This window comes from Polaromonas sp., assembly GCF_043778355.1.
Taxonomy (GTDB): Bacteria; Pseudomonadota; Gammaproteobacteria; order Burkholderiales; family Burkholderiaceae_C; genus Polaromonas.
Genome location: NZ_JAYWHI010000066.1, coordinates 1 through 20,161, shown reverse-complemented (window position 1 = coordinate 20,161; position 20,161 = coordinate 1). Strand labels below are relative to the sequence as shown.

Below are 20,161 nucleotides of genomic sequence, written 5' to 3'. Positions count from 1 at the left end.
GATGAATTCACAATTTGGTTTGATGAGCGTCTGGACGCAGGGCGACTTCGTCACCAAGGCGGTAGCTGTGCTGCTGATCGGCATGTCGCTGGCCTCCTGGATCGTCATCATCATCAAGACGCTGGACTTGCTGAAGTACAAAAAGATCGCCAGCAGCGCCGAGGACTTCTGGCACAGCGAGGACTTTGCCGCCGGGCTGGCCAAACTCGGTAGCGACCCGGCCAATCCCTTCCGCCAGCTCGCCATTGAAGGCCGCGAAGCCACCGCCCACCACCGCAACACCAAAGCGCACCTGCATGACGCGCTGGACGTGAGTGACTGGGTGACGCGCAGCCTGCGCAACACCATGGACGAGTTCACCTCGCGCCTGCAGTCGGGCCTGGCGATTCTGGCCTCGGTCGGCTCGACCGCCCCCTTCATCGGCCTGTTCGGCACCGTCTGGGGCATTTACCACGCGTTGCTGGCCATCGGCACGGCCGGCCAGGCGACCATCGACAAGGTGGCCGGACCGATCGGCGAGTCGCTGATCATGACGGCACTGGGTCTGGCGGTCGCGATTCCGGCGGTGCTCGGTTACAACGCGCTGGTGCGTGGCAACAAGGGTGTGCTGCAGAAACTGAACCGCTTCGCGCATGATCTGCACGCTTACTTCGTCACCGGTGCCCGCGTCAACAGTGCCGGCGGTCCGACCAAGGTCGTGCCGATGAAAAAAGCCTGACACCGAAACTGAACGGGAAAAACCATGGCCTTTGGAACACAGGACGACACCGACGACGTCATGAACGAGATCAACATGACGCCTCTGGTGGACGTGATGCTGGTTTTGCTGATCATCTTCATCATCACCGTGCCGGTGATGAAACACTCGGTCAATATTGACCTGCCGCGCGCCACCAACGAGGCGCAAAACGTCAAACCTGAGACCCTGCGCCTGACGGTGGACGCCCAAGGCAGCTACTACATCAACGAAGCGCCGATAGATGACAAGGAGTTGGCGCCACGCATGCAGGCCGCCGCTGCGCAGAACCCGCAGCCCGAGTTGCACATCCGCGGTGACAAGGCCGTGCGGTATGAGCGTGTGGCCCAGGCGATGGCGACAGCCCAGGTGTCGGGCCTGCGCAAGATCGGCTTTATCACCGAGCCCGACACGCCCTGAATGCCGTCCCCCGTCTTCTCCGGCCGGACGCCTGGCACCGCAAGGTGGCCGGGCGTTTTCAACTCCGGGCTGGCCTGAAGCGCAGGCCTCAATCGACTGAAGAAGTACAAAAAATTACCGCTGGCGGCTTGACTTTTAATTGAGAGTAATTATCATTACGATAACGACAGTCAACAGGTACGCACCATGTCCATTGCCCTTCACCCGACCACCTTGACCCTGCCTTCCCGCGCCGCGCGCCGGGCGGAGATGTCCATGCCCGCCGCAGCCTCGCGCAACGATTCCGGCAGCGCGCTGGAGAGCACCGAAATCCTGCGCGGCCAGAAGGCCGTCGCGATCAATCACAACGGCCTGACCTACCGCCTGCAGGCCACGCGCCTGGGCAAACTGATTTTGACCAAATAGGCGCTACACACCCAGTTTCATCGTGGGGCGATCCGAGGCTTACCCAAGTCTCACAGATCGTTTTTTGCCAGCCAGACCTGGGCATCCGTGCCCATGCATTAGCCAGGCTTTTTTTCTCCACACAACATACAAAAAAACCGACCTGAGGTCGGTTTTTTAATGCCAAATCGGGCTCCAGCCCATTTCCAGCAAGCGCAAGCAGCTATCTATGCAACAGCAACCTGAGGCTGCCGGGTAAAAACCTACAGCCCGATGGCAGCCATGCCTGCACGCGCAATCTGCGCATCTTCGCTGGACTTCACACCGCTGACACCAACTGCGCCCAGACACTGGCCGTCTTTCATGATGGGCACGCCGCCTTCGAGCAGACCCTTGAGCTCGGGCGCGCTCAGGAAAGACACGCGGCCGCCATTGATCATCTCTTCATAAATCCGGCTTTCACGGCGTCCGAGCGCCGCGGTGTTGGCCTTGGCCGGTGCGATGTGGGCCGAGATCGGCGCCGCACCATCCAGGCGCTGCAGGTGCAGCAAATGGCCGCCGTCATCCACCACGGCAATCGTCACCGCCCAGTTGTTTTTGAGGGCCTCAGCCATCGCTGCGGCCGCAATCGCCTGCACGTCGGCGAATTCCAGTGTTGGTTTTGTCTTCATGTCGGTTCCAGAGTTGTAGTGAGCCAGGCGCCAAGCATACGCAAATTTATTGCGTCATAAGCCTCAATGAGCGCCAAACTGTTTTTACCAGCAGAGTCCTCGGAGCCGGCTTTGCCAGGCCGCAGGCGCGGCGCCTTGTTCAGGGCAAAGGGCAAAGCGCTGCCGCAGGCTCGCAGTGAGCGAATATGGGGCCTCATTACAGATCCCTGACAAAAAGTAGGAAGTGTCTGGGGTTATTCCATTGAAATGGCGATCACCACCCTAAAATAAGCTTGCCTGCATATGCTGGCCTCTATGGAGAAGACTCTCATGAATGACAATGTTCAAACCCTTGACCACGGCTATGTTGGCTCTGCCGAGCAACGCAACCGGGTCTTGCGCAACACCTACTGGCTGCTGGCCCTGAGCATGCTGCCCACCGTGCTGGGCGCCTGGGTCGGCGTTGCCACGGGCATCACCGCCTCGCTGACGGGCGGCCTGGGCCTGATCGTGTTCCTGGGCGGCGCTTTCGGTTTCCTGTATGCCATCGAGAAGACCAAGAATTCCGCCGCCGGCGTGCCGGTGCTGCTGGCCTTCACCTTCTTCATGGGCCTGATGCTGTCACGCATGATCGGCATGATCCTGGGCTTTCGCAACGGCTCCGAGCTGATCATGACTGCCATGGGCGGCACGGCTGGCGTGTTCTTCGTGATGGCCTCGTTGGCCAGCGTGATCAAGCGCGACCTGTCGGGCATGGGCAAATGGCTGTTCGTCGGCGCCATGGTTGTCATGGTGGGCGGCATCATCAATGTGTTTGTTGGCTCCACCGCCGGCATGCTGGCCCTGTCGGTCGCCGTGATCGGCATATTCAGCGCCTACATGCTGTATGACCTGAAGCAAATTCTCGATGGCGGCGAGACCAACTACATCAGCGCCACCATGCGCCTTTACCTGGACATCTTCAATGTGTTCCAGGCCCTGCTGGCCCTGCTGGGCATCATGGGCGGCGAAAAAGATTAATCGGCTAATTCGCTTCGCTCCGGACGAAAAAAAGGGCCTTCGGGCCCTTTTCCTTTTCTGTTTTTAGACCCCGGCCAAGTCAAACACCGCGATTGATTCCACGTGCGCCGTGTGCGGAAACATGTTGACCACGCCGGCTGAGGTGCAGCGGTAACCCGCATCGCCCACCAGCACACCGGCATCACGCGCCAGCGTCGCCGGGTTGCAGCTCACATACACAATGCGCACAGGCGGCATCCAGTTGCCGATCTGCAGGTTCTGCTGCCCGCCCGCATCGTCGCAGGGTACGCCGGTAAGGGACTGCTGATGCAGCGCCGCCAGCGACTTGAACAGTTCATAAGCACCTTCGCGCGGCGGATCAACCAGCCATTTGTCGGCTGCGCCGTCCTGCACCAGCATGCCGGGTGTCATCTCGAACAGGTTACGCGCTACAAATTGAGTAGCTGCCAGCGCTCGCCCGTCATGGGCTTGAGCCTTGTTTGACTCATAATTTTCACGCGAACGGGCGACCAGTACCTCGCTGCCCTCTATGCCCAACACCTCGCGCGCCTGGGTGGCCAGCGGCAAGGTGAAATTGCCCAGGCCGCAAAACCAGTCGATCACGCGTTCATCGCGCTGCACATCCAGCAGGCGCAGTGCGCGCGAGACCAGCACCTGGTTGATCTGCGGGTTGACTTGGGTGAAGTCGGTCGGACGGAAAGGCATGCTGATGCCGTAAGCCGGCAAAGCGTAAGCCAGTTGCTGAGCCGGATCGCTCACCTCATCGAGCAAGGTCACGGTGTCCGGCCCGCCCGACTGCAGCCACCACTGCAGGCCGGAATGCGCTGCCGCAAAGCCGCGCAGCTTCGCGACATCACCGTCCGACAGCGGTTCCATGTGGCGCAGCACCAGCGCGGTGATGTTGTCGCCACAGGCCAGCTCGATCTGCGGCAGGGTTTCCTTCGCGTCCATCGCGGCGATCAGCACGCGCAGCGGCAGCAGCAGATCGCTCACATGCTTTGGCAGCACATGGCATTCGCGGATATCAGCCACATAGCCGCTTTTACGCTCATGAAAACCGACCAGCACCTCGCCCTTCTTGCGCACAAAACGCACCGACAGGCGCGCGCGGTAACGGTAGTTCCAGGCCGGGCCTTCGATGGGCCGCATGATGCTGCCGGCCTTGAGTTTTCCCAGGTGCCAGAGGTTGTCTTCCAGCACGCGCTGCTTGACTGCCACCTGCGCGGCCACATGCAGGTGCTGCATCTTGCAGCCGCCGCAGGCGCCGGTGTGCAGGCCAAAATGCGGGCACTGCGGCCGCACCCGTTGCGAGGACTCGCGCAACACCGCCATCAGCGTGGCTTTTTCAAACGTGGATTTTTTGCGGTAGACGCTGGCGCTGACGCGCTCGAACGGCAAGGCGCCGCCAATGAACACCACCTTGCCATCCTCGCGGTGGGCGATGCCCTGGGCTTCAATGTCGAGCGACTCAATGGTAAGGATGTCGGGCGGATAGTCCAACTGCGCGGCGGCCACAGGTGGGTTCTGCTGTTTGTTCTGTTTTCTTCGGGACATGACCCATTGTCTCAGGCTGTGTGGGGCATTCAGCCTGATGTGCCGCGTGAAGACACACGGCTCAAAAATAAAAAAGCCCCGCAACGCAGGGCATTTTTTACCAGACCATGCGCTTATTTGGGCGGCAGGTACTTGGCTGGATCCACCGGTTTGCCCTGGCGGCGAATTTCAAAATGCAGCTTCACGCGGTCGGCGTCGCTGTTGCCCATCTCGGCGATTTTCTGGCCCTTGCGCACCGACTGGTCTTCCTTGACCAGCAGCGTCTGGTTGTGCGCGTATGCGGTCAGGAAGGTGTTGTTGTGTTTGAGGATGATCAGGTTGCCATAACCGCGCAGACCGGCACCAGCGTACACGACGCGACCGTCGGCAGAGGCCATCACGGTGTCGCCGGCCTTGCCCGCAATGTCCATGCCCTTGTTTTTGGCCTCATCGAAACCCGCCAGCACGGCACCCTGTGCCGGCCAGATCCAGGCCAGGTCCTCGTCGCCACCAGCGGCTGCAGGAGCGGCGGCAGGTTTGGGCGCGGTGGCAGCCTGGGCCGGTGCACTGGCCGCCGGCGCCGGACCGACCGGTGTGGCGGAGCCGGAGGTCACAGGACGGGCCACGGCCACCGACTCGGGCGGGACCACGCGCAGCACCTGGCCGACTTCGATCAGGTTTGGGTTTTCAAGATTGCTCCAGCGACCGATGTCGCGCCAGTTCTGGCCGGTGTCCAGGCCGATGCGGATCAGCGTGTCGCCGGGCTTGACCGTGTAATAACCGGGTTTGCCGGCGTTCTCAAAACCGGGCAGCGGCTTGGCTCCCGCATCGACTGCCACGATGGGCGCGCGCGACATGCCGGTGCCGCGGTCTTCAACCGGCGCGCGGTTGGGTCCGCGCGGCGCACTGCAGGCCGCCATCAGCAGCGCGGCGGCCACGAGCAGGCAGCTCAGGCCCAGGCGAGCGCCGTCCTTGCCGGCGCGGGGCGCTTCAAGGGCCCTGGGAGAAAACGCTGCCATGGGAAGCCCTGCTTGTTGATTCATTGCTGTATTGACCTTTTCCAAATGCTGTGTGTTGCCACCCTGTGACGCCGGATGCCGACTTTGGTTCAGGATGCCCAGTGTGCGCTTTTGCCATCCAGGCTAACTCGTTCCCGATTTTAAAGGCACAAAGTGCACCGCCTCCAGAACCGTCTGGGTCACGCCCTGCGGGGTTTTGTCGAGCACCACCAGCGCCTGGGCGCCGCCCGCCATGTGCATGGGCGCGACCAGGCGGCCGCCGATGGCGAGCTGCTCCACCCAGGCGGCCGGAATCGACTCGCCGCCGGCCGCCGCGATGATGGCCGCGTAGGGCGCACCCTTGGCATAACCCACCATGCCGTCGCCAAACAACAGGTGCACATTGGCCAGGCGGAAGGCGCGCAGGTTCTCGCGCGCCTTGTCGTGCAGGCCGCGCAAGCGTTCGATGCTGTAAACCTCGGTCGCCAACGCACCCAGCACCGCCGCCTGGTAACCACATCCCGTGCCGATTTCCAGCACCCGCCCCAGCTTGCCGGCCGGGCTACCCGCCCCCTGGCGCAACAACTCCAGCATGCGCGCCACCACGTTGGGCTTGGAAATGGTTTGGCCAAGGCCGATCGGCAGGCTGGTGTCTTCATAGGCCTGGTTGACCAGCGCGGTATCGACAAAACGGTGGCGCTCCACATGACCCATGGCGGCCAGCACCTGTGCATCGGAAATGCCTTGCGCCGCGAGTTTGTGCACCATGCGCGCCCGCACCGCACGCGAGTCCAGGCCGACACCACTCGGCAACGCCGTCTTGGCCGGCATTTTCTGATCAAAAATGCCTGTAGCCCTTTCCGGATGGGCGCGACCAGCTATTTTTTTGGTAGCAGATGGGGTGCCCGCGTCGGGTTCGAGGCGCACCGGGAAGCCCGGCCTTGTGGCAGCCGGCTTGGCTGCTCCCGCGCCCGGAGAAGCCAGGGGCGGCTTGACCGGCGACTTCATGCGACCAGCGGCATGGCGGCATTACCCTGCGTGAGTTTGGCCGCTGTCTGCGCCCAATACGGCAGTCGCGCGTGGTCGGTCAGGTCCACCTGCAGCGGCGTGATGGCAACAAAGCCCTGCTTGGTGGCGAAAAAATCGGTTCCCTCGCCCTCTTCCTTGGCTGGCCCCGCGCCGCCTATCCAGTACATGGTTTCACCGCGCGGGCTGGTCTGCGTGATGACACGTTCGGCCGCATGGCGCCGACCCAGGCGGCAAACCTTGTAGCCCTGCAGTTGTTCGTCGGGCAGGTTGGGAATATTCACATTGAGCAGCCAGGGCGCCACCGTCGGCAACGCGCCTTCGGCAATTTTTTCAAGCGAAGGGATCAGTTGCTGCACCAGGTCGCGTGCGCGCCGGCCGGCCACGTCGATGTGGCCCCAGCCTTTTTCGGTCTGCGAAAACGCAATCGACGGAATACCGAACAGATAACCTTCCATGGCCGCGCCGACGGTGCCCGAATAAATTGTGTCGTCCCCCATGTTGGCGCCATTGTTGATGCCCGAGACCACCAGGTCGGGCCGGTAGCCGAGCAGCCCGGTCAGCGCAATGTGCACACAGTCGGCAGGTGTGCCGTTGATATAGCGGAAACCATTGGCCGCCGTTTGCACGTACATCGGGGAATGCAGGGTCAGCGCGTTCGATTTGGCACTGTTGTTCTGTTCGGGTGCCACTACCTCCACATCGGCGATGTCCTTGAGGGCTTCGTACAGGGCAATGATGCCGGAGGCCTGGTAGCCATCGTCGTTACAGATCAGGATTTTCATGCGTTGATTTTAAGGTCTCAAGGGTGACAAACCGGAGCCACGCCGCGTCTATTTGGTCCCGCAACCTGCCTATGATGTCTCAACACTGATTCCTACGGAGACCCCTCATGCATGCCTGGCTTTGTGAAGACCCCACCGGCGTTGACGCCCTGACCTGGAAAGAGTTGCCCACCCCCGAGCCCAAAGCTGGTGAGGTGCGCATCGCCATCAAGGCAGCCAGCCTGAATTTCCCGGACCTGCTGATCGTGCAGAACAAGTACCAGATGAAACCAGCACTCCCGTTTGTGCCCGGCTCCGAATACGCCGGCGTGGTCGAGGCTGTCGGCGAGGGTGTGAAACACCTGAAGGTCGGGCAGAACGTGGCCTGCCTGTCGGGCACCGGCGGTTTTGCCACCCACACCCTTGCGCCGGCAGCGCTGTGTATGCCGCTGCCGGATGGTTTTCCGCATGTCGATGCGGCCGCTTTCATCATGATTTACGCCACTTCGCACCATGCGCTGGTGGACCGGGCCCAGCTCAAGGCTGGTGAAACCGTGCTGGTACTCGGCGCGGCTGGCGGTGTCGGCACCTCGGCCATCCAGATCGCCAAGGCGCTGGGCGCGAAAGTGATCGCCGCCGCATCGACCGATGAGAAATGCGCACTGTGCACCTCGATAGGCGCCGATGCCACCATCAACTACAGCACGGAGAATCTGCGCGAAGCCATCAAGGCCCTGACCGACGGCAAAGGCCCCGACGTGATTTATGACCCGGTGGGCGGCGAGTTCGCCGAGCCGGCCTTCCGCTCCATCGCCTGGCGCGGCCGTTACCTGGTGGTGGGTTTTGCTTCCGGCCCGATTCCCTCGCTGCCGCTGAATCTCACGCTGCTCAAGGGCGCGTCCATCGTCGGCGTGTTCTGGGGCGGCTTCGCCAAGAACGAGCCGAAAGCCAGCGCCGCCGCCATGGCTGAACTCGCCCAGTGGTATGCCCAGGGCAAGATCAAACCCGTCATCGACCGCACCCTGCCCATGGCCGAACTCAAGGCCGCGTATGCCCACATGGGCTCACGCGGCGTCAAAGGCAAGCTGGTGATGGTCAACTGAGTTTGTAGCGGCTGGTTTGTGCCGCAGACCGCCAGGCGTCGCGAAGCGGTCACACAAGGGGAAACATCTGCTTACGTTGCGGTTTGCCGGGTATATATTGAAGCTCCCTTCAAAGGCGGATCATGAATAAACCAACCATGCTGGTGGTGGAAGACAATCCCGACCACCTGGAACTGACACTCACAACGCTGGAGGACAACGGCGCCTACCACCACATCGTGGTAGCCCGTGACGGACAACAAGCGCTCGACTACCTGTTCTGCGAGGGAATACACAGCGAGCGCCCTCATGACCAGCAACCCGAACTGGTGTTGCTGGACCTCAACATGCCGAAAATGAACGGGTTGCAGGTGTTAAGCCGCATGCGCAATGATCCGCGAACATTTTTTGTGCCGGTGGTGATGCTGACTTCGGCCAGCGAACAGTCCGACGCGGTGCGCGATCTCACGGGCGGGCTCAACAGCTACATCAGCAAGCCACTCGACTATCGGGAGCTCGAAGCCAGGCTGCAAGAAGTGCGGGAATACTGGCGCACCTCGAACTTTTCGCCCCTGATGTCCTGATAGAGCGAGAGCAAACGCCCACAAAAAAGCCCCAATCAAGGGGCTTTTTCAATTCTGGGGTGGCTGATGGGGCTCGAACCCACGACAACAGGAATCACAATCCTGGACTCTACCAACTGAGCTACAGCCACCGAAGCCCCAAATTATAACGACAACTGCGCGGTTTATCGCCCTGCGCGCAGCTTTAAGCGCCGACTTTCTGCTCGGCAGGCCGTGGCACCTTGATGTCGGCCTTGAAGCGTTCTTTGAGGATGTTGTAGTAGGCCAGGCTTTCCGCCGAGGTCCACCACTGGGTGTACTGCGACTGCTCCTGCTGGGCCAACGCCGCCGCAGGGGTTGCGCGCGGCAACACCTTGAGCACCTTGACCACCGCATAACCTTGCGCGCCCAGGTCCACACCTACCAGCGCTGGCAGGGCCGTGGTATCGGCACTCAATGCGGCCTTCAGGGCGTCAATCGGCAACTGCTGCGCCTGCTCACGCGAGATCACCACGGCTGCGGGCAAGGCGGCGGCTGCAGGGTTGGCCTTCCAGGCCGCAAGCTTTTCGGCACCGTCCTTGCGCGCCATCTCGGCGCCGCGCTGCTGCTGCAAGCGCTCACGCACGCGGTCCTTGACCTCGGCAAAAGGCAAGGCCCGCGCCGGCGTGTGCTGCGTGATGCGGCCCGACACCAACTGGTTGCCGCCAAGGTCCAGTGCCTCGGTATTGCGTTTTCTCTCGACTGCATCCGGCGCGAACAGCGCTTCAAGAAACTTGGAACTGGCCAAAGCACCCGTGGCGCCAGGGGCTGGCGTGCGGGTCAGCTTGCTGGCGGTTTTGACGTCGAGCTTCAGGCGCTCGGCAATCGGGCGCAGGCTGTCTGACTGTTCGTACACCGCATTGCTGAAGGCCTCTGCCGTCTCGGCAAATTTTTTCTGCGCTTGCTGCTGCCGCAGTTCAGTCTCCAAAGCAGGCCTCATCTCTTCAAATGACTTCTGTTTGGGCACCCTGATGTCGGTGAGCTTGATGATGTGGTAGCCAAACTCGGTTTCCACCACATCGCTGATGTCCCCTTTCTTCATCGAGAAGGCGGCGTCGGCAAACGGCTTGACCATGGCCTTGCGCGAAAAGAAATCGAGGTCCCCGCCATTGGCAGCAGAGCCAGTATCGCTGGAATTTTTGCGGGCCAGGTCAGCAAAGGAGTCCGGCGCTTTTTTCACATCAGCCAGCAATTGCGCGGCTTTGTCCTTCGCTTTCTGGCGATCTGCCGCGGCGGCGGAAGCCGGCGACTCAATCAGGATGTGGCTGGCGCGGCGCTCTTCATTGCCGGCCAGCTGGGCGGTGTTCTGTTCGTAGTAAGTCTTCAGGTCTTGCTCGTTGAGCGTGATGCCTCGGGTCACCGCATCCATGTTGAGTACGGCGTATTCAATGTCCACCTGCTCTGGCGCCTGGAAAAAGGCCAGGTTACTTTTATAGAACTGCTCCAGATCGGCCTCGCTCGGGTTCACTTTGGCCGCGTAATCAAGGGTATTGAACCGCGCGACCTGCACTTCACGTTTCTCAAAAAATGCATTGAGCGACACGTCCGCCGCTGCCTTGGCCGCAAAGCCGCTGCCTGCAACACCCAACATGACCTGGCGCGTCGCCAAATCTGCGCGCAGCCCTGCTTCGTAAGCTTCGGGGGTCATGCCAGTCTGCGACAGGAAGCCGGCGCGGTCGAATTTGCCATCGGGCAACCTGAAAGCGGCAATCGCCTTGTCCTCAGCGTACAGCCGCTGCAGCTTCTGGTCGGGCACCACCAGGCCACTCTGCGCGGCCGCTGCGGCAAACACGCGGTCGCGCACCAGACGCTCCAGCGTGCCGTATTTGGCTTCCGGGGAATCGAGCAGCTTTGCATCGATCGTCGGCATGGAAGCACGCAGGCGGTTTACCTCGTTCTGGTGCGCCAGGTCCCAATCTGTCTGCGATATGTCCCGACCATCGACGCGTGCAACCACGGCCGTGTTTTGCTCCGAACGGTTGTAGCCGTCCAGACCAAACAGCACAAAAGACGGAACAATCAGCAAAAACAGCAAGCCCATGGTGACCTTGGTGTGCTTGCGAATGAAATCAAACATCTCGAATTTCCTGTGCGGCCGTCAACCGGCATTGATAACAAATTTTTACGCCAGCCATCCATAAAAAAAGGCGAACTGTCTGTTCGCCTTTGTTCAGTTTCTGGTGGGTGCTGACGGGCTCGAACCGCCGACCTACGCCGTGTAAGGGCGCTGCTCTACCAACTGAGCTAAGCACCCCACCTCAACTTTTACTTCATCGGTTTCAGTTCAGGGCGTCCTTGAGCGCTTTGCCTGGACGGAACTTGGGCACCTTGGCTGCCTTGATTTTAATCGCATCGCCGGTACGCGGGTTGCGGCCGGTGCGGGCAGCACGTTTACCCACTGCAAAAGTGCCGAAACCCACCAGAGACACAGAGCCTCCTTTTTTCAGCGTTGTTTTGACAGCGCCAATGGTTGACTCCAGCGCGCGCGTCGCAGCCGCCTTGGAAATATCAGCATGTTTGGCAATGTGCTCGATCAGTTCAGTCTTGTTCACAAGGAGCCCCTCGTTGATAAAGTTAATCTGGTTGTCTCTTGAAATATCTCCCCTGGACACCTGTAAAAAGATAACAGCGGGAGGCGGCATGTGCAGATCGTCTGCTGATTCCAATTAGAGCCATGGACTCCAACCGTGTCAATACAACATCAGATTTTTACAACGTGCGGTGGCGGATTCTAGTCTTTTTTTTCACGCTTTCCCCGCATATTCATAGGCGCGCCCTGTATTAAGGGACGCCGCAAGACAAGCCGTTTTTACGTCAGGCCAGCGCCTGTGCGATGGCCTTGCCGAGGTCAGTGCCGCTCGCCTTGCCACCGAGGTCAGGCGTGCGCGGTGCACCGCTCTGGGGACTGAGCACTTTTTCAATCGCTGCAAGCACAGCGTCGTGTGCCTCCTTGTGACCCAGGAACTCCAGCATCATGGCGCCGCACCAGATTTGCCCGATCGGGTTGGCGATGTTGCGCCCAGCAATGTCGGGCGCGGATCCGTGCACCGGTTCGAACAGCGATGGGAACTTGCGCTCGGGATTGAGGTTGGCACTGGGTGCGATGCCAATCGTGCCCGTGCACGCCGGGCCCAGGTCGCTCAGGATGTCACCGAACAGGTTGCTGGCCACCACCACATCGAAGAAGTCAGGGCGCTGCACAAAGTGCGCAGTCAGGATGTCGATGTGAAACTTGTCAAGCTTGAGATCGGGATAGCTTTTGGCCATCTCGGCAACGCGCTCGTCCCAGTAAGGCATGGTGATCGCAATACCGTTGGATTTGGTGGCACTGGTCAGATGTTTTTTCGGCCGCGACTGCGCCAACTCAAACGCGAACTTGAGCACGCGGTCCACACCAATGCGTGAAAAGACGCTTTCCTGCATCACGATTTCGCGTTCGGTGCCGGCGTACATGCGCCCGCCTATGCTGGAGTATTCGCCTTCGGTGTTCTCGCGCACGATGTACATGTCGATCTCGCCGGGCAGCCGGGCACTGCCATCGCGGCGCACCACCGGCGCGATGATGCCTGGCATCAGGCGTGCGGGGCGCAGGTTGATGTATTGGTCAAACTCGCGGCGAAACAGCAGCAGCGAACCCCAGAGCGACACATGATCGGCGATCTTTTCAGGCCATCCGACGGCACCGAAATAAATCGCATCATGCCCGCCGATCTGGTCCTTCCAGTTGTCCGGCATCATCTGCCCGTGTTTTTCGTAGTAGTCCCAGCTCGAAAAATCAAAGTGGTCGAACTGCAGGTCAATGTTGAATTTGGACGCGGCGGCTTCCATCACACGAATGCCTTCGGGCATGGTTTCCTTGCCGATGCCGTCGCCGGCGATGACGGCGATTCTTTTCTTGCTGGTACTTTTGTTCACGGTGTTTCCTTGGTTTTCTGGGTTCAAGTGGTAAAAAAATTCAACGCTTCGTTGAGCAGCAGGGCCGGCGCTTCTTCTGCAATATAGTGGCCGCAAGGCAGCTGCTGGCCCGAGACCTCAATGGCCCGATCACGCCACAGGGCCAACACGTCAAAACACTGGCCCACCGCGCCATGTTCGCCCCAGAGCACGCGCAGCGGCATCGTCAGTTTGCAGCCTGCGGCCACATCGGCACGATCATGCGTCAGATCAATGGTGGCGGAAGCCCGGTAGTCCTCGCAGATGCTTTCAGCCGTCCCCGGAATTTGTACGCATCGTTCGTAGGCCGCCATCGCCTCGGGTGCAAACGCAGCCAGGCCGGCATGGCGCTTGCCCATCACGCTGCGGATGTAACGCACCGGGTCCGTCTCTATCAGGGCTTCTGGCAAGGGCGGTGGCTGAATCAGGAAAAACCAGTGCCAGTACGCACGCGCAAACGCTTCGGTGGTGCTGCTGTACATGGCCAACGTAGGCGCGATGTCCAGCAACAGCATGCGCTGCACAGCCGCAGGGTGATCCGCCGCGAGGCGGTGTGCCACACGTGCACCGCGGTCATGCGCGAGCACCTGAAACCGCTCGAAGCCGTGATGGCGCATCACGGCCATCGCATCGCGTGCCATCGCGCGTTTTGAATAGGTCAGGTGCTCCGGGTCGGCGGCGGGCCGCGCTGAATCGCCGTAACCACGCAGGTCCATCAATACAACCGTGAAATGCCGGGCCAGGTCGTTGGCGACACGGTGCCACATCACATGGGTTTGCGGATGGCCGTGGAGCAACAGCAGCGGCGCGCCCTGCCCACCCCGCCGTGTGTGCACTGTGCCGGCCGGCCCCTGGATGTCAAGCGCAGCAAATCCTTCAAACATCAGGCAACGTCCAACGGGTTCATGCGTGTCTCGGGAGTTTTCATGCGTGGGATGATTCTGCGCAATTGCCGGGGACGATTCAAGCAATAATCAGGCAATCGATTATTTCTTTCAAGGCATGAATGGAACGCAGCGACCTGGAACTGGTGCTCGCGGTGCGCGACCACGGCAGCTTGAGTGCAGCCGCCCTCAGCCTGGATGTGGCGCCGCCGGTGGTGACGAAGCGGCTGGCCTCGCTGGAGGCGCGACTGGGCCAGCGGCTGTTCCAGCGCACCACCCGGCGCGTCAGTCCCACGGCTGAAGGCGAGACGGTGTGCGAGCGCGCGCTGGTGCTGCTGCGTGGATTTATGGAACTGGAAGCAGAACTGCAGGAACGCAAGGCTGAACCCACCGGTTTGATCCGGCTGGCCGCCACCCTGGGCTTTGGCAGGCTGTGGCTGGGGCCGGCGCTGGCAAGTTTTCAGGAGCGTTACCCGCGCATCAACATCCAGTTGCAACTGACCGAGCAGTTGCCCGATCTGGCTGCCGAAGGTTTTGATGGCGCCATCTGGTTATGGCAGGTCGAGGGTCGGCAGGCCGCGCAGTGGGTGTCGCGCCGGCTGGCGCGCAATCAGCGGGTGCTGGTGGCCGCGCCGGGCTACATCCGTCAGCACGGCATGCCGTCCAGCCTGGAAGATTTGCAGAACCATGCCTGCCTGATCGTGCGCGAAAATGGCAGCGCGAGCGGCCAGCGCTTCGATGTCTGGCCCTTGCAAAAAGAGCGCGACAAGACGCCGGCGAGGGTGCGCGTACACGGCCCGCTGGCCAGCAATTCGGGGGAATTGGTGCGCGACTGGTGTGTCGCGGGACGCGGCATCATGCTGCGCAGCCTGTGGGACATCGCGCCGCAACTGGCCAGTGGGGAGTTGGTGCGCGTGCTGCCAGCGTACGCCATGTCGGATGCCGACATCCACTGGCTGGCGCCCTACCGCACGGACTCGCCGCGGCGCATCCGCCTGCTGATTGACTATTTACTCGCGCAGTTTCAGGGCGCGCCGTGGAAGGCTAGACCGGCGCCTTGGCGGGCTGGACCACGAGGCTCACGCCCAGCGCCGTGAGTGCCGTGCCCAGCACCGTGACCACGGTAATGGTTTCGCCGAACAACAGCCAGGCCATCAGCGCGGTGGTCGGTGGCACCAGGTAAAGCAGGCTGGTCACCGCCGTGGCCGCACCGCGCTGAATCAGCATGTACAGCAGCGAACTGCCGCCCAGGGTCAGACCCAGCACCGACCAGGCCAGCGCACCGACGAAGCCGCCGGTCCATTGCACGGTCTCGGTTTCAAGAAGGGCAAACGGCAGCGTCACCAGCAAGGCGGCCCCCAGCTGGATGGCGTTGGCGCTGCGCACGTCGGCGGGCCGGACAAACCGTTTCTGGTACAGGGTCCCGGCGGTGATGCTCAGCAGCGCAAACACCGCCCAGGCGAGTGTGTAGGCCGTGGCCTCGTTGCCCGCGCCAAACTTGCGCGAGACCACCAGCAGCAAGCCGGCCAGGCCCAGCACCAGGCCCAGCCACTGGCGCGCGCTGACGCGGCCCTTGCCCGCGCCGGACTCGCCGATTTGCGAGACCCAGACCGCGGTCAGCACCGGCTGCAAGCCGACCACCAGTGCCGACAGGCCCGAGCCCATGCCGCCCTTGATGGCAGACCAGACGCCGCTGAGATAACCGGCATGGATCAGGATGCCGGTGACGGCCAGGTGCAGCCACTGAATGCGGCTGTTGGGCCAGGCCACCCGGGCTAGGACTATCCAGGCGACAAAACACAGCAGGGACAGCGCATAACGGATCGCCAGGAAGCTCAGAGGTGGCGCGTAAGGCAGGCCGTATTTGGCGACGATGAAGCCAGTGCTCCAGATCAGCACAAAAACGGCAGGCATCGCCCGGATCAGGGCGTCATTCGACGCGGGGCGGCTCATTTGGCGCGGGCGCGAATTTCGGGGATGGCTTTTTTCAGGTAATAAACCATGGACCAGACCGTGAGGATGGCCGACAGCCAGATCAGCCAGGTGCCCCAGAGATTGGTGTCGATCACGCCGAACAGATCCCCGTCGTAGAGAAGGAAGGGAATGGCCACCATCTGGACCGTGGTTTTCAGTTTGCCGAGCATGTGAACCGCGACACTTTTGGTCGCGCCTATCAGCGCCATCCATTCACGCAGAGCGGAGATCGCGATCTCGCGGCCAATGATGATGAGCGCTACAAACACGTCGATGCGGTCCAGGTGCACCAGCACCAGCAGCGAGGCACACACCAGAAACTTGTCGGCCACCGGATCCAGAAAAGCGCCGAAAGACGAGGTCTGGTTCAGCTTGCGGGCCAGATAGCCGTCGAGCCAGTCGGTCGCAGCAAACACCACAAACATCACGGTGGCGATCAGGTTGGCCTTTTCCGGCGCGATGTTGATGTAGAAAATCCCCACGATCAGCGGAATCGCAACAATGCGGGTCCAGGTCATCAGCGTGGGTATGGTCAGGAACATCACCCGATTTTGGCATGAGCCGCAACCGCCGGGCCGCTGGTCACCGCAGCACCCCGAAAAATCGCCGATTTTCGCCCGGCTGCGTGGCACAAATACCGACGAAAAAACTCAATGCAGGGCGCGGTAAATTTCGTCGGCCAGGTCGCGCGAGATGCCTTCGACCGTGGCAATATCTTCGGCGCTTGCTGCGCTCACCCCGCGTATGCCGCCAAAACGCTGCAACAGGCTGGCGCGTTTCTTGGGGCCTATGCCGGCAATGTCTTCGAGACGGCTGGCGCCGACCCGCACCTTGGCGCGTTTGGCGCGCATGCCAGTGATCGCAAACCGGTGCGCCTCGTCGCGGATCTGGGCAATCAGCATCAGCGCGGCTGAATCGCGGCCGAGATAGACTTTTTCTCGGCCATCGGCAAACACCAGTTCTTCCAGGCCGACCTTGCGCCCTTCGCCTTTCTCGACACCCGCAATCAACCCGAGGTCCAGGCCCAGCTCTTCAAACACCTCACGGGCCATGCTCACCTGGCCTTTTCCGCCGTCAATCAGCACCAGGTCTGGTAGCCGCGCCGTGTTGTTACGCGCCGCTTCGGCGAGTTTGCTGTAGCGCCGCATCAGCACCTGACGCATCGCGGCATAGTCGTCGCCTGGCGTAATGCCCTCGATGTTGTAGCGCCGGTATTCAGCGCTTTGCATCTTGTGGCCGTGGAACACCACGCACGAGGCCTGGGTCGATTCGCCGGCCGTGTGAGAAATATCAAAACATTCGATGCGCAGCGTATCGAGCTTGTCCAGCGCCAACTCCAGCGCCTCGGCCAGCGCGCGCGTCCGGGCTTGCTGCGAACCCTGCTCAGCCAGCAGGCGGGTCAGTTGCAAGTCGGCGTTTTTCTGCGCCATCTCCAGCCAGATGCGGCGTTGCTCGCGCGGCTGGTGGATGGCCGTGACCTTGTTGCCGGTCTGCATGATCAGCGCGGCGATCAACTCCTTGTCCACCGGCTGACTGCATACCAGCACCGGTGGCACCGGCACATCGACGTAATGCTGGGCGATGAAGGCCTCCAGCACCAGGGCCTCCAGCCGCTTGACTTTGGGCGGAGCCAGGCCTGCATCACCCCCACTGTCCTCAACGCTGTCTTCATCGAAGCCGGCCATGTCGACCGCATGTTCGACATGCGTTGGAAAGTAGGGCCGGTCGCCAAGGTGCCGGCCACCGCGCACCATGGCCAGATTCACACAGGCCTTGCCGCCGTGCACCTTGACCGCGAGGATGTCCACGTCCTTGTCGCCGCCGGTTTCCATGGACTGCTGATGCAGCACCTTGGACAGCGCCGACATCTGGTTGCGCAGCTCGGCGGCCTGTTCAAATTCCAGTTTCTCCGCATGGCCGCGCATCTGTTTTTCGAGCTCGGTCAATATCTCTTCGGCCTGCCCCTGCAAAAAGCGCTCAGCATTGGCAACGTCCTGCGCGTATTGATCAGAGGTCACATGGCCCACGCAGGGCGCGGAGCAGCGCTTGATCTGGTACAGCAAACAGGGCCGCGTGCGGTTGTTGAACACCGTGTCTTCACAGGTACGCAACTTGAACACCTTCTGCAGCAGCAAAATGGTTTCCTTGACCGCCCAGGCGCTCGGGTAAGGGCCGAAATAGCGGTGTTTTTTCTCCACCGCGCCGCGGTAATAGGCCACGCGCGGGAAGTCGTGGGCGGCCAGCTTCAGATAGGGATAACTCTTGTCGTCGCGAAACAGGATGTTGAACCGGGGATTCAGCGTCTTGATCAGGTTGTTTTCCAGCAGCAAGGCCTCGGCCTCGGAGCGCACCACCGTGGTCTCCATGCGCGCAATCTTCGTGACCATGTGGCCGATACGCGTGCCGCCGTGATTTTTCTGGAAGTAGGTGGAAACGCGTTTTTTCAGATCGCGCGCCTTTCCAACATACAACACGCCACCTTCGGCATCGAAATAACGGTAAACGCCCGGCATGGCCGGCAGGGCCGCGACTTCGCTGAGCAGGTGGGAATCAAATTCGTGGGATACGGTCATGGTGATGTTGCCAGTACCCGTATTGTGGACAATCCGGAAATGAATCGCAGCCGGCAGTGGGACATATTTTGCAGAGTCATCGACAACCATGGCGACATCGGCGTCTGCTGGCGGCTCAGCGCCGACCTGGCTGCGCGGGGCCAGCAGGTGCGGCTGTGGGTCGATGATGGCTCGGCGTTGGCGTGGATGGCACCGCAAGGTCAGGCCGGCGTGAGCGTCCTGCCGTGGACCGAGCCGTTGGGGCTGAACCTGCTGCGCCTGGACAGCGCACCCTGCGAGGTGATGGTCGAAGCTTTCGGTTGTGAAATTGCTCCTGAATTCATAGCTGCCTGCGCAGAACAGCAAAGGGCTGGAGGCCAAAAACCCGTATGGATCAACCTCGAATACCTGTCGGCCGAGCCCTATGTTGAACGCAGCCACGCCCTGCCCTCGCCGGTGCAGCATGGCCCGGCAGCGGGCTGGATCAAATGGTTTTTTTACCCCGGCTTCACGCCAGCTGCTGGCGGTCTGCTGCGCGAACCCGGCCTGTTGCAGCGACAGGCGGCGTTCGACCGGGCGGCCTGGCTGGCTGCGCAGCACATCGATTGGGGTGGCGAGAAACTGGTCAGCCTGTTCTGCTACGAACCCCCGGCACTGGCAAACCTGCTGGCGCAATTTGCGCGCGCGGGATGGGCGGGCCAGCCGGTGCGCCTGCTCGTGGCCGCCGGGCGCGCTGCCAGCGCAGTGCGGGCTGTGGCTGATGATAAAAAGGGGGGCCAACTCATGCCGGATGGCCCTGGACTGCTATCAATTTCATACCTTCCGCTGCTGAGCCAGCTTGACTTTGACCACCTGCTGTGGGCCTGCGACCTCAACTTCGTGCGCGGCGAAGACTCGGTGGTGCGCGCCTTGTGGGCCGGCAAACCTTTTGTCTGGCAGATTTATCCGCAGGACGATCAGGCGCACCAGACCAAATTGCAGGCTTTTCTGGGCATGCTGGCCGCGCCGCCGTCGCTGCGCGCCTTTCATCAGGCCTGGAACAGCCTGGCGCAGGAACTCCCCGAGATCAACACGCCAGACTGGTCCGAATCTGTCCACGCGGTCAGGCAGCGTCTGTTGACCCAACCGGACCTTGCCAGTCAGTTGCTCGAATTTGTAGCAAAAAAAAGCTAAAATCAGGGGCTTTGCGACAGAGCCCGGATCGGGCCGGCCGCACAACCCGCTGCAGAACCAGCCGTCCCGGCCAGCGTTTCGCGGCCCAGCCTCAAGTAGAACTGCTATGAAAATCGCTCAAGAAATACGCGCCGGTAACGTCATCATGCACGGCAAGGACCCGATGGTTGTGCTCAAGACCGAATACAGCCGCGGCGGGCGCAACTCTGCCACCGTGCGCATGAAGCTCAAAAGCCTGATCGCCAACTTCAACACCGAGCAGGTGTTCAAGGCCGACGACAAAGTCGACCAGGTCATCCTCGACAAGAAGGACTGCACCTATTCCTACTTCGCCGACCCGATGTACATCTGCATGGACGCCGAGTACAACCAGTACGAAGTCGAAGCCGAAAACATGGGCGACTCGCTGAACTACCTGCAAGACGGCATG

Annotated in this window: 20 protein-coding genes, 2 tRNA genes and 1 pseudogene; 9 read left to right on the top strand and 14 right to left on the bottom strand. The window is 61.4% G+C overall.

Annotation, left to right across the window (positions count from 1 at the left end; translation table 11 throughout):
* The first annotated feature begins 1 nt into the window (after position 1).
* The 3 genes from ACH2CW_RS10285 to hemP all read left to right on the top strand — a co-directional run bounded on the left by ACH2CW_RS10285 (position 2) and on the right by hemP (position 1,561).
* The gene (locus tag ACH2CW_RS10285) at positions 2–718 is read left to right on the top strand and encodes a MotA/TolQ/ExbB proton channel family protein (RefSeq protein ID WP_395057739.1); all 717 of its coding nucleotides are present in this window, start codon (positions 2–4) and stop codon (positions 716–718) included.
* A 24-nt stretch (positions 719–742) separates the two neighbouring features.
* The gene (locus ACH2CW_RS10280) at positions 743–1,156 is read left to right on the top strand and encodes an ExbD/TolR family protein (protein ID WP_395057737.1); all 414 of its coding nucleotides are present in this window, start codon (positions 743–745) and stop codon (positions 1,154–1,156) included.
* A 249-nt stretch (positions 1,157–1,405) separates the two neighbouring features.
* Entirely contained in the window at positions 1,406–1,561 is a 156-nt protein-coding gene (gene hemP / locus ACH2CW_RS10275) for a hemin uptake protein HemP (RefSeq protein WP_395057811.1), read from the top strand.
* Positions 1,562–1,803: 242 nt separating this feature from the next.
* Here the strand turns inward: hemP and ACH2CW_RS10270 are convergent, their stop codons facing one another.
* Positions 1,804–2,211, bottom strand: coding sequence for a heme-binding protein (locus ACH2CW_RS10270; protein WP_395057735.1), 408 nt, complete (start codon positions 2,209–2,211; stop codon positions 1,804–1,806).
* Between the two features lie 309 nt (positions 2,212–2,520).
* Here ACH2CW_RS10270 and ACH2CW_RS10265 point away from each other — a divergent pair, with 309 nt between their 5' ends.
* Positions 2,521–3,210, top strand: a complete 690-nt coding sequence (locus ACH2CW_RS10265; RefSeq protein ID WP_395057733.1) for a Bax inhibitor-1/YccA family protein — start codon at positions 2,521–2,523, stop codon at positions 3,208–3,210.
* Positions 3,211–3,273: 63 nt separating this feature from the next.
* On the opposite strand, the gene rlmD is transcribed toward ACH2CW_RS10265, so the two are convergent.
* The 4 genes from rlmD to surE form a co-directional block, all read right to left on the bottom strand.
* Positions 3,274–4,764, bottom strand: a complete 1,491-nt coding sequence (gene rlmD / locus ACH2CW_RS10260) for a 23S rRNA (uracil(1939)-C(5))-methyltransferase RlmD (protein ID WP_395057731.1) — start codon at positions 4,762–4,764, stop codon at positions 3,274–3,276.
* A 113-nt stretch (positions 4,765–4,877) separates the two neighbouring features.
* Positions 4,878–5,762, bottom strand: coding sequence for a peptidoglycan DD-metalloendopeptidase family protein (locus tag ACH2CW_RS10255; protein WP_395057729.1), 885 nt, complete (start codon positions 5,760–5,762; stop codon positions 4,878–4,880).
* A 123-nt stretch (positions 5,763–5,885) separates the two neighbouring features.
* Positions 5,886–6,572, bottom strand: coding sequence for a protein-L-isoaspartate(D-aspartate) O-methyltransferase (locus tag ACH2CW_RS10250; protein WP_395057727.1), 687 nt, complete (start codon positions 6,570–6,572; stop codon positions 5,886–5,888).
* A 173-nt stretch (positions 6,573–6,745) separates the two neighbouring features.
* Complete coding sequence (gene surE / locus ACH2CW_RS10245) at positions 6,746–7,552, bottom strand: 5'/3'-nucleotidase SurE (protein ID WP_395057725.1); 807 nt, start codon at positions 7,550–7,552, stop codon at positions 6,746–6,748.
* 107 nt (positions 7,553–7,659) lie between these two features.
* Here surE and ACH2CW_RS10240 point away from each other — a divergent pair, with 107 nt between their 5' ends.
* Together ACH2CW_RS10240 and ACH2CW_RS10235 are read left to right on the top strand one after the other, a co-directional pair.
* Positions 7,660–8,634: an NADPH:quinone oxidoreductase family protein gene (locus ACH2CW_RS10240; protein WP_395057723.1), complete on the top strand. Its 975-nt coding sequence runs from the start codon at positions 7,660–7,662 to the stop codon at positions 8,632–8,634.
* 122 nt (positions 8,635–8,756) lie between these two features.
* On the top strand, positions 8,757–9,197 hold the full coding sequence (locus ACH2CW_RS10235; RefSeq protein WP_395057721.1) for a response regulator: 441 nt from the start codon (positions 8,757–8,759) through the stop codon (positions 9,195–9,197).
* Between the two features lie 55 nt (positions 9,198–9,252).
* On the opposite strand, the gene ACH2CW_RS10230 is transcribed toward ACH2CW_RS10235, so the two are convergent.
* The 6 genes from ACH2CW_RS10230 to ACH2CW_RS10205 form a co-directional block, all read right to left on the bottom strand.
* A tRNA-His gene (locus ACH2CW_RS10230) sits at positions 9,253–9,328 on the bottom strand.
* 53 nt (positions 9,329–9,381) lie between these two features.
* Positions 9,382–11,292 (bottom strand): SurA N-terminal domain-containing protein, encoded by a 1,911-nt coding sequence (locus ACH2CW_RS10225; protein WP_395057719.1) that lies wholly within the window; start codon positions 11,290–11,292, stop codon positions 9,382–9,384.
* A gap of 101 nt (positions 11,293–11,393) precedes the next feature.
* Positions 11,394–11,469, bottom strand: a tRNA-Val gene (locus tag ACH2CW_RS10220).
* A gap of 25 nt (positions 11,470–11,494) precedes the next feature.
* Positions 11,495–11,767, bottom strand: a complete 273-nt coding sequence (locus tag ACH2CW_RS10215) for an HU family DNA-binding protein (RefSeq protein WP_007874140.1) — start codon at positions 11,765–11,767, stop codon at positions 11,495–11,497.
* Positions 11,768–12,029: 262 nt separating this feature from the next.
* Positions 12,030–13,130 (bottom strand): tartrate dehydrogenase, encoded by a 1,101-nt coding sequence (locus tag ACH2CW_RS10210; RefSeq protein WP_395057717.1) that lies wholly within the window; start codon positions 13,128–13,130, stop codon positions 12,030–12,032.
* Positions 13,131–13,153: 23 nt separating this feature from the next.
* The gene (locus ACH2CW_RS10205; RefSeq protein WP_395057715.1) at positions 13,154–14,032 is read right to left on the bottom strand and encodes an alpha/beta fold hydrolase; all 879 of its coding nucleotides are present in this window, start codon (positions 14,030–14,032) and stop codon (positions 13,154–13,156) included.
* A 122-nt stretch (positions 14,033–14,154) separates the two neighbouring features.
* Here ACH2CW_RS10205 and ACH2CW_RS10200 point away from each other — a divergent pair, with 122 nt between their 5' ends.
* A complete protein-coding gene (locus tag ACH2CW_RS10200; RefSeq protein WP_395057713.1) occupies positions 14,155–15,129 on the top strand; it encodes a LysR family transcriptional regulator in 975 nt (324 codons plus the stop codon).
* Here the strand turns inward: ACH2CW_RS10200 and ACH2CW_RS10195 are convergent.
* The 3 genes from ACH2CW_RS10195 to uvrC all read right to left on the bottom strand — a co-directional run bounded on the left by ACH2CW_RS10195 (position 15,077) and on the right by uvrC (position 18,579).
* Entirely contained in the window at positions 15,077–15,946 is an 870-nt protein-coding gene (locus tag ACH2CW_RS10195; RefSeq protein ID WP_395057711.1) for a DMT family transporter, read from the bottom strand. The two genes, ACH2CW_RS10200 and ACH2CW_RS10195, sit on opposite strands and share 53 nt — an antisense overlap.
* 35 nt (positions 15,947–15,981) lie before the next feature.
* Positions 15,982–16,548 carry a CDP-diacylglycerol--glycerol-3-phosphate 3-phosphatidyltransferase gene (pgsA, locus tag ACH2CW_RS10190; protein WP_395057709.1) on the bottom strand — a complete coding sequence of 189 codons (567 nt, stop codon included), beginning with the start codon at positions 16,546–16,548 and terminating at the stop codon, positions 15,982–15,984.
* Between the two features lie 108 nt (positions 16,549–16,656).
* Positions 16,657–18,579, bottom strand: a complete 1,923-nt coding sequence (gene uvrC, locus ACH2CW_RS10185) for an excinuclease ABC subunit UvrC (protein WP_395057707.1) — start codon at positions 18,577–18,579, stop codon at positions 16,657–16,659.
* A gap of 39 nt (positions 18,580–18,618) precedes the next feature.
* Here uvrC and earP point away from each other — a divergent pair, with 39 nt between their 5' ends.
* Together earP and ACH2CW_RS10175 are read left to right on the top strand one after the other, a co-directional pair.
* The gene (gene earP, locus ACH2CW_RS10180; RefSeq protein WP_395057705.1) at positions 18,619–19,731 is read left to right on the top strand and encodes an elongation factor P maturation arginine rhamnosyltransferase EarP; all 1,113 of its coding nucleotides are present in this window, start codon (positions 18,619–18,621) and stop codon (positions 19,729–19,731) included.
* A 106-nt stretch (positions 19,732–19,837) separates the two neighbouring features.
* Positions 19,838–20,161: pseudogene (locus ACH2CW_RS10175) on the top strand (elongation factor P); the annotation flags it as partial.